Genomic DNA, 12801 nt, shown 5'->3' with positions numbered 1-12801 from the left:
TCCATGCCGCGCCAGCCCTTTGAAATTGCAGGCAAACACGTAGGGCCCGGCAGTATTGAAACAGTTCATCTGCCGGTCTCCATCCTGCCCGATCACACGCCGGTGACCCTCTCCGTGCAGGTCCATCATGGCAAGCGCGCAGGACCGGTGATGTTCATCTCGGCGGCTGTGCATGGGGATGAGGTGATCGGGGTTGAGATCGTGCGGCGTCTGCTGCGCGCGCCGCAGCTCAAATCCCTGCGCGGAACGCTGCTGGTGGTGCCCGTGGTCAACAGTTTTGGCTTTCTCAACCGCTCCCGCTACCTGCCCGACCGGCGTGATCTGAACCGCTGCTTTCCCGGCCACCCATCGGGCTCGCTCGGCTCCCGTCTGGCACATATCTTTCTGAACGAGGTCGTTTCCCGCTGCGATGTCGGGATCGATCTGCACTCCGCCGCGATCCACAGAACGAACCTGCCGCAAATCCGTGTGTCACCCGGCGACGCAAGAACGCGGGACATGGCTACGGTCTTTGGTGCACCGGTTGTTCTCACATCACCCCTGCGCGACGGGTCGTTGCGGGCGGAAGCGGCAGAGCGCGGCACACCGGTTCTGCTCTATGAAGGCGGCGAAGGGCTGCGCTTTGACGAAATGGCGGTGCGTGCCGGGGTCGCCGGGATTCTGCGTGTGATGCGCAGCATGTCGATGCTGGCAGCAAAGGGCATCGCAAAGGCAAAGGCAAAGCCCTACGTTTGTACATCCTCCACGTGGTTACGGGCCCCTGCCGGGGGCCTCTTGCGCACCTTCCGCGCGGAGGGTGAAACCGTTGTCGCAGGTGACGTTTTGGCGACCATCTCGGACCCCTTTGGCGGGTTGGAAACCGATCTGGTCGCGCCCTCGCCCGGCATCCTGATCGGGCGCGCGATCCTGCCGCTGGTGAATGAGGGAGACGCGGTCTTTCACCTCGCCGCCCTCAGCCCCAGCGTTGCGGAAGACACGGTTGAAGACCTTGCTTCCCAGCTCGAAACAGACCCGCTCTTCGACGAAGACGAGATCATCTGACACCGGAAACTACATCAATTTTTCAGTAAACCCGTCTCAATTGCGGGCTAAAAACCGGGGCCGCGCGTCGCCCAAACCCGGTTTTCTTGAGAGTATCGAAACTCACGCAGGTCACTTTGTCAGGACAGGCAGGGCTTTTGATCCGTTGGGGGGTCGCCTTGCATCGCGCAACGACGTCTGGGGCCCGGGTTGACTGGTATTCTCAAAAAGCTGACACGCGGATTTATCCGCCATGTCTGTATCACGAGACCACAATCCTTGTGGAAGCGATACGCCTTGGGCCTGTGCATCGTCTGCATCACGATCTCGGGCGCGCATTACGCTTCCATCGTCGCCATTTCCGAATCCGAAGCGGATGCCGAAGCAAGCCAGATCAGCACAAGGCAGGTCATGCTCAGCCAGCGCATCCTCTTCCTGATGCGCGAGAGTGAACGCAACCCATCAGCGGAAACGGAGGCGCGGTTGCTGTCCGCCATCAAGCTGTTTGAGGATTCGAACATCTGGCTCACAACGCGCAGGGATTTGTCATCGGAACTCCAGCGCCTCTACTTTGACGATCCTGAATTTCCTCTGGACTACTTTTCCCGTCGATTTGTCTCCACCGCGCGCTACACCATTGAGGCCGGCGGTGAGGTAAAGACGAACATGCAGAACCAGTTGGTGGCACTGGGTCAGCAAAACCTGCTGTCGGCCCTGAACAGGGCGGCCAATCTGCACGAAGCGCAATCCATAGCGCAGACCCACTGGCTGCACCGGCTGGAAACCATCGCACTGGCAACGGCGCTGGTGATCCTCATGATGGAAGCGTTATTCATTTTCCTGCCTGCACAGGTCTCCGTGAGCCGCACCATCCGGCGGTTCGAACGCCGTGGAAAGCAGCTGAACGCCTCTTTTGAATCCATCCGTCAACGCAACAAGGAGCTGGTCGCCGCACGCAATAACCTAACCCACGCGGCCAATCACGATGCACTCACCGGCCTGCTGAACCGCCGGGCGCTCTATGACTATCTGTCCGGGATCGAAACAGGTTCCAGCGGAGACGTTGCGGTCAGCGTCATGAAAATCGACCTGGATCGTTTCAAGGCCGTCAACGACAGCCTGGGGCATAAGGCGGGTGATGACGTTCTGATCGAAGTAGCCCGAATACTGTTGGCGCATGCCCGCTCCGACGATCTTGTCGCCCGGATTGGCGGTGACGAATTCGTTATTGTCGTCAAGGCACCAAAGTCGATGGATGACCTCGAACACTTGGGTGACCGTCTGGTGACGGCCATAAGCCAACCCATGTCAATTGAAGGCACCCCCTGCGAAATCGGCGCCAGCATCGGCTTTACGCTGGCAACCTCATCGGTGGCGACGCCGGATCAATTGCTGATCGAGGCTGATCTCGCTCTTTACAAGGCGAAACGCGACGGCAGGGGGCAGGTTTGTGCGTTCTCCGGCGATCTGCGCGAAGAAATCAGCAATCGACAGGCGCTCTTTGCAGAGATCACACATGCACTTGAGGCGGAGCATTTCGAACCGCATTTCCAGCCGCAGGTCTGTACCGACAGCGGTCAGGTGTTCGGGTGTGAAGTTCTTGCGCGCTGGCGGCACCCAGAGCGCGGCCTGATCGCGCCAGCCACCTTTATTGCCGCCGCGGAAGAAGCAGGTCTGATCCGCCAAATCGATTTGATGATGCTGGAGAAAGGGTTGGATGCTCTGGAAGATTTCCGCACCCGCGGCATTGACGTGCCGACCATCTCGATCAATGCCTCCCCCGCAACTCTGCGTGACCCGAACCTGCCAGACCGTCTGCTGCAGGAAGTGCTCGCCCGTGGCATGGCACCTAGCGATCTAACGATCGAAGTCCTGGAAAACACGCTCATCGAAAGCGACGATGACGATGCCATCCAAACCGTCGAGAACCTGACAAAAGCGGGGTTCTCCGTGGTTCTGGATGATTTTGGCACCGGCTATGCTTCCATGTCGAACTTGTCACGGCTCCGCATTGACGGGATCAAGCTTGATCGATCCATCGTGGAACCGGTGCCGAACGTCCGCGCCGAAAGCATCATTTCCGCGCTTGTGGCCCTGTCCCGCAATCTCAACATGCGCGTGGTGGCCGAGGGTGTTGAGAACGACGCGCTCTTCGCCCGGATCAAAGAGCTGGGATGCGACGTTGTGCAGGGCTACGCCATCGGGCACCCCATGGCCGCAGAGGATTTTGCCGATTGGTATCGAAACTTCGTCGACAAAACGGCTCAACGCGCCTGAAGAAGTCTATTGCTGCGTGGTCAGCGCTGCGGAAACCGGCACCAGCGCCACCTGCTCTGCACGATCCTGCAGCCCCCACAGCAGCAGAGCCGAAATTGTATCTTCCCGCAGACGTCCCAGCATGATCACCGCGCCGTCCCGTCCTGCCCGAAACGCTGCCTGATCCAGAAAACGACGGATCACGCTTGGGGTCTGATCGCTGCTGTCAAAGTCTCGGAAGACCACAGCGGATGGCACTCCGGCCCTGGCAGCAAGTTTCTGTACGGTATTGAGGCCCTTGTTTTGGGTCACAAAACCATGGCCACTTGCAGCCAGAATTTCGGTTACCTGCTGCGCGGCGTCTCGGGAGCTCTGAACCCCTTCGCCCACACCTTCCAACACACCAACAGCCTCGGGAACCGCATCCAAGGCCACAGCCAGCGACACCTCGGCATCACCCGCCTTCGCGCCCTGCGGCAAGTTCACGGTGGCCAGCACTTCAAACCCCTCGGCGCGATAGGCCGCCATCCGTTCTTTCGCATCGGGCAGGCTGCTGTCGACTGCAAAGCTGATCGGATAGGGGAAGCTGCGCAACGCGGGCAGCCCAATCGTATCACGTGATAAATCGACACCTTCGTCCATCAGCACGATGGCCATTACCGGCTTCCCATCCAGATTATCATGCGGCACGGCGAAACGCTCAACGGGACGGTCAGAAATCGTAACCTCTGTTGCCGCCTCCTCTTCCGCCTCCGGTAAGAGTATCTCTTCGGGGCCTTGTGCCGCAGGATCGTTCAGCGTCGGCAGGCGGTTGATCTGAACGTCCGGTGCCAGATTGCCAAAAGTCCCGACCGGGGTGCCGATGCCTGCCAAGACATCTTCGGAAGCCAGTTCCGGCGCGTCGACGGCATCCTGCGGTAGCGGCTGAGGTGCTATGTCGGCAGTCTCGACATCCTCCTCCACGTCCGAGGCAGAAGGTGAAGGCGCGGTCACCGCAGTCTGCGCCGGTTGTGGCGCGGGCGCATCCTCTGCCGTGGCAGGCGTATCGCTTGGCGTGGGCGCATCCGGTTCAGGCTCGAATGCTTGTGTCTCGGACGCAACATCAGGGAGCGGCGGTTGAACAGGTTCCACCGAAATGGACGTGTCTGCAAAATCTGCCTCGGGCGCCACGTCACCCTCCGGCGCAAGACCCGAAGGCTGCACGTTTACAGAGGGTGACTCAGGCTGCGCCGGATCTTCGCTGAGAGCCAGTTCCTGCGTGACTTCCGGCTCCGGTGGCTGTGCAGGGTCCGTGGAGACATTGATCCCCGCATCAACCACCGGCGCTCTTAATCCCAGGGCTTGCGGATTGGGCACAACGGGTGTTTCCGTCGTGCCCGCACTGATGCCGGTTTGATTGCTGTCCACACCCGGATCACTCAAGAGCGCGGCTGTCCCCGTTTCCGGCTGAGCCGCGGATCGGACCGTGTCCTCGCGCACCGCGGCAAGTGTGTCAGGTTGGGGGGCCGGCGCTTTTGGGGCCTCCTGCCCAGTCACTGGCACACGATCGCCGCTGGTCGTCTTCGCAGCGGTGGTTGCCGGTTGAGGCGCGTCATCTGTTACGGGCGCAGAAGCCTTTACCACCGGCGCGGTCGGTCCTTCCACAACAACAGATGCAACGCCCGCCGCACACAGGCTGGCCGCCGCACCCCATAAAGCGCCTCTCAGAAATCCTCGTGCCACGCTCCGCTCACCTCTTCGTCTCACACCCGGCTCCGCTGCTGCGTCGAAGACCGGTCCCACTGTGCGGTTCAGACCGCTCCTCACCTTTGCGCCCCTTGACGCAGCGCTGCAAGCCTGAACATGTATGCGCGATATATACCGCGCTAGAGCCCCCGGCCTCCAGCCCTGAATTCAAAGTTTTGGACATGCTGCTGCTGATCGACAACTACGACAGTTTTACCTACAACCTTTTGCATTATTTGGGCAGCCTTGGGGCGGATGTTGTGGTCCACCGCAACGATGCTTTGGACGTGCAACAGGCCATGGCCATGAAACCGCAGGGCATTCTGCTCTCGCCCGGCCCCTGTGACCCGGATCAGGCAGGAATTTGCCTAAGCCTCACCCTTGCAGCGGCAGAAACCGGCATCCCCCTGATGGGCGTTTGCCTCGGGCACCAGTCCATCGGGCAGGCTTTTGGAGGCAAGGTTGTCCAGGCCAGGGACATCGTGCACGGCAAGCTTGGCCAGATCACCCACACCGGCAAAGGTCTTTTTGCCGGGCTGCCCTCCCCCTTTGCCGCCACGCGCTATCATTCACTGATCGTGGATCGGGAGACGCTGCCCGACACGCTGGAGATCACGGCCGAGCTTGATGATGGCACCATCATGGGGCTGCAACACCGGCATCTGCCGATCCATGGCGTGCAGTTCCATCCGGAATCAATCCGGTCCGAGCATGGTCACGCGCTGTTGCAGAATTTCATCGACGAGATGAAGGTGCCGGCATGAGTGACGCGCTCAAGCCGCTGATTGGCGCGGCAGCCACCGGCCCCTTGACCAAGGATCAGGCCGAGACGGCGTTTTCCATCCTGTTTGAGGGCGAGGCCACACCCAGCCAGATCGGTGGGCTTTTGATGGCGCTGCGCACACGTGGCGAGACCGTGGATGAATACGCCGCCGCCGCCGCCGTGATGCGCGCCAAATGCAACGCCGTGCGCGCGCCCGAGGGGGCGATGGACATTGTCGGCACCGGGGGGGACGGCAAGGGGACGCTGAACATCTCCACGGCAACCGCCTTTGTCGTGGCCGGGGCCGGTGTCATTGTCGCCAAACACGGCAACCGCAACCTCAGTTCCAAATCCGGCGCGGCGGATGCGTTGACCCAAATGGGTCTGAACGTGATGGTAGGCCCGGATGTGGTCGAAAAGGCGCTGAAGGAGGCCGGGATCGGCTTCATGATGGCCCCGATGCACCACCCGGCCATTGCCCATGTGATGCCTACGCGGGCGGAGCTTGGGACCCGCACAATTTTCAATATTCTCGGCCCGCTGACCAACCCGGCGGGCGTGAAACGTCAGCTGACCGGCGCGTTTTCCCGCGACCTCATCCGCCCCATGGCCGAAACCCTGGGTACGCTGGGGTCAGAAAAGGCATGGTTGGTGCATGGCTCGGACGGCACGGACGAGCTGACCATCACCGGGGTATCCTGGATAAGTGCGCTGGCGCCGGACGGCACGGTCTCTGATCTGGAAGTTCACCCCGAAGATGCCGGTCTGCCCGTGCATCCGTTCGAGGCGATCATCGGGGGGACCCCAGAGGAAAATGCAAGCGATTTCAATGCGCTGCTGGGCGGAAAAACCTCCGCCTACCGCGATGCCGTTTTGCTGAATGCCGCCGCGGCGCTGCTGGTTGCCGATGCGGTCGCCGACCTCAAGGAAGGGGTCGAGAAAGCCGCTGCGTCCATCGACAGCGGTGCTGCACGGGCCAAAATCGACGCGGTCGCGAAGATCACGCAAGCCGCGTGAGCGGTTACTCTCTCAGCGCGTTGGGGCAATGGCGTAGCCTGCCTTTTTTTACGGAGGCCTGGCCGTACTTGCAGGAACAGCTGGCCGCAGACACGCGCCAGATCCTGCCGTCTGCGCCCCTGGTGTTCCGCGCCCTGGAGCAGGTTCAACCCGGTGACGCGCGGGTCATCATCCTCGGACAGGATCCCTATCCGACGCCCGGACACGCCCATGGGCTGGCGTTCTCCGCCGATGCGGGCACACGACCACTTCCCCGCTCATTAAGAAATATTTTCAAGGAGATGCAGGAGGATGTCGGCGCAAACCCGACCACTGCAGACCTTGGGTTCTGGGCTGATCAGGGCGTCCTGCTGCTCAACACCGTGCTCACGGTGCCCGCCGGGGAGGCCAAAGGCCACGACAAGCTGGGATGGCAGGCGCTGACGGCGCAAGTGCTTGAGCGTCTCTCGGACCAGCCCCGCGCCTATCTGCTTTGGGGGGCGGGTGCGCATAAAGCGGCGATGCAGGTTGATGCTGATGCCAATCTCAAGATCGAAACCGCGCATCCTTCGCCCCTTTCCGCGCGACGCGGTTTTTTTGGCTCTCGCCCGTTCAGCCGTATCAATGCGTGGTTGCAGGCCCGTGGTGACCGCGCCATAAATTGGGCCAACCCGCCGGAGGCATCATGACTGAAACCATTCTCGACAAGATCAAGGCCTACAAGCTGGAAGAAGTGGCCGCCGATATTGCCGCCAAACCGCTTGCAGAGGTGGAGGCCGAAGCACGCGAAGCGCCCCCCGTGCGCCCCTTTGCCGATGCGCTGCACCATGCCACGATCCACGGGTACGGTTTGATCGCCGAGGTGAAAAAAGCCAGCCCATCCAAAGGGTTGATCCGGGAGGATTTCGACCCGGCGGCGCTGGCGCAAGCCTATGCCGAGGGCGGGGCCACCTGCCTGTCTGTCTTGACCGATACGCCAAGTTTTCAAGGGGCCAAGGATTTTTTGGTTGCCGCCCGCGCGGCTTGCGACCTGCCCGTGCTGCGCAAGGATTTCATGTATGATCCCTACCAGGTCGCCGAAGCGCGCGCGCTTGGCGCAGATTGCATCCTGATCATCATGGCCTCGGTCAGCGACGAGCAGGCCGAGGAACTGGAAGAGGCCGCGACGGAATGGGGCATGGATGCGCTGCTTGAAGTCCACGATGAAATAGAGCTGGAGCGCGCCGGGCGTCTGAAAAGCCGCCTTATCGGCATCAACAACCGCAATCTCAAGACCTTTGAGACGTCGTTGGACACAACACGCACCCTCTCCCGCCGGGTGCCCGAGGATCGGTTGATCGTGGCGGAATCGGGCCTGCGTACGCCCGCAGATTTGGCGGATATGGCCCAATATGGTGCGCGGATTTTCCTGATCGGGGAAAGCCTGATGCGGCAGGAGGATGTGGAACAGGCCACGCGCGATCTGCTGGCCAACCCGGTCACCGCCGGGGGCATGTAGCATGACGGGAAAGCTTACGCACTTCGACGGCAAGGGCGATGCGCATATGGTGGATGTGGGTGAGAAGCCGGTCACCGCTCGAATTGCGACAGCACGCTGCAGCATTAAGATGGCGTCGGAAACCTTTGATATCATTTCAGAAGGGCGCTCCAAGAAGGGCGACGTCCTCGGGGTTGCACGGCTGGCGGGGATCATGGCGGCCAAACGCACCTCCGACCTCATTCCGCTGTGTCACCCGCTGCCGATCACAAAGGTTTCCGTGGAATTTGCGCCCGATGCTGCGCTGCCCGGCTTTGAGATCGAGGCGACGGTGAAGACAACCGGCCAAACCGGGGTGGAGATGGAAGCGCTGACCGCCGCCTCCGTCACGGCGCTGACAGTCTATGACATGGCAAAAGCCGTTGATAAGGCCATGCAGATCAGCGACTTGCGCGTTGTCCTGAAGGACGGCGGCAAATCCGGCCGGTTCGAGGCCACATGATATCGGTTGCCGAGGCGCTGGCCCATCTCTTTGCCCTGGCCGATGCGATGGGTACGGAAACCGTGCCGCTGCGCGCGGCGGCGGGCCGTGTTCTGGCACGGGATGTTCAGGCCAGCCGCACCCAGCCGCCCTTTCATGCGTCTTCCATGGATGGCTATGCGCTGCGCCGAGCAGAAGTCGAACCGGATGCGATGTTCAAGGTGGTCGGCGAAGCGGCGGCGGGGCACGCTTTTGACGGCAAGGTCGGTCCCGGCCAATGCGTGCGTATTTTCACCGGTGCCCCGGTGCCAGACGAGACGGATTTCGTTGTCATTCAGGAGGACGTCACCCGGCGCGGCGATCTGATCACGCTCAACCGCGACATGGATGGCAAAGATAACGTCCGCCCTGCCGGCGTCGATTTCAAAGCGGGGGACAGGATAACGGTGCCCCGGCGTCTTGGCCCCTCCGATGTCGCCCTGCTGGCGGCGATGAACATCGCACAGGTTCCGGTGATCCGGCGTCCCTCGGTGGCGATCATGGCCACGGGCGACGAGCTTGTCATGCCGGGAGAGACACCCGGCCCTGATCAGATCATCGCCTCCAACACCTTTGGGCTTGCCGCACAACTGGAGGCCGAGGGGGCAGATGCCCGCCTGATGCCCATCGCGCGGGACACGGCAGCCTCGCTGAAAACGGCGTTTCAACTGGCCGCCACCGCCGATCTCATTGTCACCATTGGCGGCGCGTCTGTGGGGGACCATGACCTTGTCGCGCCGGTCGCCGAAGAGCTTGGCATGCAGCAATCCTTTTACAAGGTGGCAATGCGCCCCGGCAAACCCTTGATGGCCGGGCGGTTGAACGGCACGCCGATGATCGGCCTTCCCGGCAACCCGGTTTCCGCGCTGGTGTGTGGCAAGGTGTTTGTTGCGCCCGTGATCCGCGCCATGCTGGGCCTCGGGGCACATCCCGCACCCCAAATGCAGACGACGCTTGCCGCCGCCCTGCCCGCAAATGGCCCACGCGAACATTACATGCGCGCGACCGTCGCATCGGATGGCCTTCGCGCCTTCGATCAGCAGGACAGCTCTCTGCTCAGCATTTTGGCACGCGCCAATGCGCTTCTTGTGCGCCCGCCGCATGACCCCGCGCGCGATCAAGGTGAGCGGATTTCCTATCTGCCGCTCTGAAACCGTTGACACAAAACGGGAACATCACTAGAACAAATGTTAATTCAGGCGTCGGAGGACCAAAAGATGCTCACCAAGAAGCAGTTGGATTTGCTGGAATTCATTCACAAGCGCGTGCAACGCGATGGCGTGCCGCCCAGTTTCGATGAAATGAAAGAGGCCCTGGACCTGCGGTCCAAGTCCGGCATCCACCGGTTGATCACGGCGCTGGAGGAACGCGGCTTTATCCGTCGCCTCGCCCACCGGGCCCGCGCCATCGAGATTGTCAAACTGCCCGAAAGCCTTGGCGGCGCTTCGACCTCTGGCTTTGCGCCGCGTGTCATTGACGGCGACAAACCGGACGCGCCGATACCCGCAAATGCACAATCTGTCCGCCCTGTGGCGGCGACCGAGGTACCGTTAGTGGGCCGGATCGCAGCAGGTGTGCCGATTGAGGCCATCAGTCAGCATTCCCAAAGTGTCGCGGTTCCCGGTCAGATGCTGTCCGGCTCCGGAGAGCACTATGCGCTGGAAGTGCGCGGCGACTCGATGATCGACGCCGGGATCAACAACGGCGATGTGGTCGTCATCAAAGAGACGAACGTGGCAGATAACGGCGACATCGTCGTGGCCCTGGTCGAAGATCACGAGGCAACGCTGAAGCGCTATATGCGCAAGGGCAACGCGATTGCCCTAGAGGCTGCCAACCCGGCGTATGAGACCCGCATTTTCAACGAGGATCAGGTCAAGGTGCAGGGCAAGCTGGTCGGGTTGATCCGCACCTACTGACGCCGCATCTTGTCGCGGTACCACGGGGTCCAGAGCCTGTCGCCCGTCCGGTCACGCACGGAACTCAGGCGCACCCCGTCCCCGCTTTGCATGATGGCGACGGCCCCCATGTCCTGTAGACGTTCCGGGTCAAGCAGAATGCAAGCCGACGCGCGTTTCGGCAGATCCTGATTGGCGACGACAATCTGCCCGTCGGCGCATCCGTCAAAAGCCGCAACCGCCTTTTTGCCAGACAGATGAGTGACCTTGATCCCGCCGGGCAGCGGGGCGGCACGGGTGTCGGGCCAACGCGCGGCCGCTGTAAACTGATCGGTCGCGTCGCCGTCGTTCTCAAGCCAGTTCTGCGCCACAAAGCCTGCGCCTTTGGCCTTGCTGAGCGCGCGGCCCTGATCCGTCATCACCCCCACAAGCGCGCCATTCTCGGCGATCAGCCCCACGGGCCGGTCCGTCGTGGCCCAGAGCCAGAAGGCAACAAGCACAGGCGCCACCCCGATCAGCCGCGTCCGGCCCTGCCACAGGCAGAGCCATAAGAAGCCGAGGGCAATCATCGGCAAGACAATGACTTCGGGGCCATGCACGAAGGAGCGCGCGCCATCCAGATTGGCCACGAAATTGCCCACCCAGAGGATCCAGCGCAGCCCGACCCCCATGATGCACAACCCGATCCAATCCAGTCCGAGAGGGGCCAGGATCAGCGCCAGCACCGCGGCGGGGATCACCACCGTCCCCATCATCGGCACCGACGTCAGGTTGGCCAGCAGCCCGTAATGCGAAATCGCGTTGAAATGCGCGGCCCCAATGGGCGCCGTGGCCAACCCGGCCACCCCGGAGGAAATCAGCACGGCCACCACCGGTTTCGCCCATTTCGGCCCCATGCCGATGCGGTGATCGCGCATGTATCCGAAGACCGCCACAAGGGCTGTGGTCGCGGCGAATGACATCTGGAACCCCGGGCCCAGCAGGGCTTCGGGCCGCAAGAGCAGAACAATCGTGGCGGCGATGGCGACGGCGCGCAGGGAAATCGCCCGACGGTTCAACATCAGCGCCGTCAGCGCCACGGCCACCATGATGAACGCCCGTTCGGTCGCGACATTGCCGCCCGACAGGGCCAGATATCCGGAGGCCACGATCAACGCGCCGCCCGCTGCCAGTTTGCGCGCAGGCACCCGCAGCGCCAACGGCGGGACCAGCGCAATTGTCAGGCGCAGCAGGGCAAAGACGAACCCGGTCAACAGCCCCATGTGCAGCCCGGAAATTGCCAGCAGATGCGCCAGATTGCTTGCGCGCAAATCCTCCAGCGCCTCCTGGCTGATTGAACTGCGGGCACCGGTTGTGACCGCGACGGCAAATCCCCCCACATCACCGGGCAGAATGTCCAGCATCCGTTTTGCGACGGCCATCCGCACCCGGAACACGGCCAGCTCAAGCTGATCATCCTGCGGTGGTGCGATTGCCAGCAGGGGCACCCGCGTGTAACCGACCCCGCCCAATTGCCCGAACCAGGCATGGCGTTGGAAGTCGAAACCTCCCGGTTCCACCGGCCCCCCCGGCGGCGAGAGATGCGCCGTGGTCATCACGCGTAGGCCCGGCGCCGGGGCAACGCTGAGACTTTGATCGCCGTGTAATGACACGCGCACCCGCTCGGGCGTGCGTTGGGGCGACACCCGTTCCAGTACCACCTGATCGAGTGTGATGCGCAGCGCGTCGGAACTGCTGCGGTCCAGGTTGACGACACGCCCCTCGACGGGTCCGTAATACCGCCAGCCCATGACCGGGCTTGCCACGTCATGCGCCCGGTAGGCCGCCAGCAGGAAACCGGAGGCAACAAGAACAAGGGCAATGGCCAGCGGACTGAACGCCTCCCCCAACCACCTGCCCATCAACAGGATCAGAAAGGCCCCAAGCCCCACACTGGCCAGAAAGACGGTGGAGGGTTCGAACCGCAGCAGAAAATAGAGGCCGATGCCAATGGCAAGGCACACCGGGACCCATTCAAAGAGCGACCCGCGTTGATCGAGCAAAATGGCCCGGATCCGTGTCACGCAGCACCTCCTTGCCCCCGGTTAGCGCACTGGATAGACAGACACTCTAGATTTACGCCCCTCATGGTTACTGAAAGGTAAAC

At 62.1% G+C, this 12801-nt stretch carries 11 protein-coding genes; 9 read left to right on the top strand and 2 right to left on the bottom strand.

Features of this window, described 5'->3' with window-relative positions:
• Positions 1 to 3: 3 nt before the first annotated feature.
• Both Q1A07_RS15895 and Q1A07_RS15890 read left to right on the top strand, forming a co-directional pair.
• On the top strand, positions 4 to 1041 hold the full coding sequence (locus tag Q1A07_RS15895; protein ID WP_299783017.1) for a succinylglutamate desuccinylase/aspartoacylase family protein: 1038 nt from the start codon (positions 4 to 6) through the stop codon (positions 1039 to 1041).
• A gap of 189 nt (positions 1042 to 1230) precedes the next feature.
• On the top strand, positions 1231 to 3297 hold the full coding sequence (locus tag Q1A07_RS15890) for an EAL domain-containing protein (RefSeq protein WP_299783016.1): 2067 nt from the start codon (positions 1231 to 1233) through the stop codon (positions 3295 to 3297).
• A 6-nt stretch (positions 3298 to 3303) separates the two neighbouring features.
• On the opposite strand, the gene Q1A07_RS15885 is transcribed toward Q1A07_RS15890, so the two are convergent.
• Positions 3304 to 4755 (bottom strand): divergent polysaccharide deacetylase family protein, encoded by a 1452-nt coding sequence (locus tag Q1A07_RS15885; RefSeq protein WP_299783015.1) that lies wholly within the window; start codon positions 4753 to 4755, stop codon positions 3304 to 3306.
• Positions 4756 to 5183: 428 nt separating this feature from the next.
• Here Q1A07_RS15885 and Q1A07_RS15880 point away from each other — a divergent pair, with 428 nt between their 5' ends.
• From Q1A07_RS15880 to lexA, 7 genes are all read left to right on the top strand, one after another.
• Complete coding sequence (locus Q1A07_RS15880; protein ID WP_299783014.1) at positions 5184 to 5765, top strand: aminodeoxychorismate/anthranilate synthase component II; 582 nt, start codon at positions 5184 to 5186, stop codon at positions 5763 to 5765.
• Positions 5762 to 6781 (top strand): anthranilate phosphoribosyltransferase, encoded by a 1020-nt coding sequence (gene trpD / locus Q1A07_RS15875; RefSeq protein ID WP_299783013.1) that lies wholly within the window; start codon positions 5762 to 5764, stop codon positions 6779 to 6781. The genes Q1A07_RS15880 and trpD overlap by 4 nt, the downstream gene beginning before the upstream one ends.
• Positions 6778 to 7449, top strand: a complete 672-nt coding sequence (locus tag Q1A07_RS15870) for a uracil-DNA glycosylase (RefSeq protein ID WP_299783012.1) — start codon at positions 6778 to 6780, stop codon at positions 7447 to 7449. The genes trpD and Q1A07_RS15870 overlap by 4 nt, the downstream gene beginning before the upstream one ends.
• Positions 7446 to 8258, top strand: coding sequence for an indole-3-glycerol phosphate synthase TrpC (gene trpC / locus Q1A07_RS15865; RefSeq protein ID WP_299783011.1), 813 nt, complete (start codon positions 7446 to 7448; stop codon positions 8256 to 8258). Before Q1A07_RS15870 ends, trpC begins: the two co-directional genes overlap by 4 nt.
• A 1-nt stretch (position 8259) precedes the next feature.
• Positions 8260 to 8739: a cyclic pyranopterin monophosphate synthase MoaC gene (gene moaC / locus Q1A07_RS15860; protein ID WP_299783010.1), complete on the top strand. Its 480-nt coding sequence runs from the start codon at positions 8260 to 8262 to the stop codon at positions 8737 to 8739.
• Positions 8736 to 9908 carry a gephyrin-like molybdotransferase Glp gene (gene glp / locus Q1A07_RS15855; protein ID WP_299783009.1) on the top strand — a complete coding sequence of 391 codons (1173 nt, stop codon included), beginning with the start codon at positions 8736 to 8738 and terminating at the stop codon, positions 9906 to 9908. Before moaC ends, glp begins: the two co-directional genes overlap by 4 nt.
• Before the next feature lie 66 nt (positions 9909 to 9974).
• Entirely contained in the window at positions 9975 to 10676 is a 702-nt protein-coding gene (gene lexA / locus Q1A07_RS15850; RefSeq protein ID WP_299783008.1) for a transcriptional repressor LexA, read from the top strand.
• On the opposite strand, the gene Q1A07_RS15845 is transcribed toward lexA, so the two are convergent.
• Positions 10670 to 12718 carry a ComEC/Rec2 family competence protein gene (locus Q1A07_RS15845; protein ID WP_299783007.1) on the bottom strand — a complete coding sequence of 683 codons (2049 nt, stop codon included), beginning with the start codon at positions 12716 to 12718 and terminating at the stop codon, positions 10670 to 10672. The two genes, lexA and Q1A07_RS15845, sit on opposite strands and share 7 nt — an antisense overlap.
• Positions 12719 to 12801: the final 83 nt, after the last annotated feature.

This window comes from uncultured Roseobacter sp. (assembly GCF_947492555.1).
In the GTDB taxonomy this organism is placed as follows: Bacteria; Pseudomonadota; Alphaproteobacteria; order Rhodobacterales; family Rhodobacteraceae; genus Roseobacter.
This window is presented reverse-complemented; position numbering and strand designations above follow the sequence as displayed.

Excerpts from the sequence above, each read along its gene's own strand:
- Q1A07_RS15895 (WP_299783017.1), top strand. The coding sequence starts at position 4 with ATGCCGCGCCAGCCCTTTGAAATTGCAGGCAAACACGTAGGGCCCGGC.
- Q1A07_RS15880 (WP_299783014.1), top strand. The coding sequence starts at position 5,184 with ATGCTGCTGCTGATCGACAACTACGACAGTTTTACCTACAACCTTTTG.
- trpD (WP_299783013.1), top strand. The coding sequence starts at position 5,762 with ATGAGTGACGCGCTCAAGCCGCTGATTGGCGCGGCAGCCACCGGCCCC.
- trpC (WP_299783011.1), top strand. The coding sequence starts at position 7,446 with ATGACTGAAACCATTCTCGACAAGATCAAGGCCTACAAGCTGGAAGAA.
- moaC (WP_299783010.1), top strand. The coding sequence starts at position 8,260 with ATGACGGGAAAGCTTACGCACTTCGACGGCAAGGGCGATGCGCATATG.
- glp (WP_299783009.1), top strand. The coding sequence starts at position 8,736 with ATGATATCGGTTGCCGAGGCGCTGGCCCATCTCTTTGCCCTGGCCGAT.
- lexA (WP_299783008.1), top strand. The coding sequence starts at position 9,975 with ATGCTCACCAAGAAGCAGTTGGATTTGCTGGAATTCATTCACAAGCGC.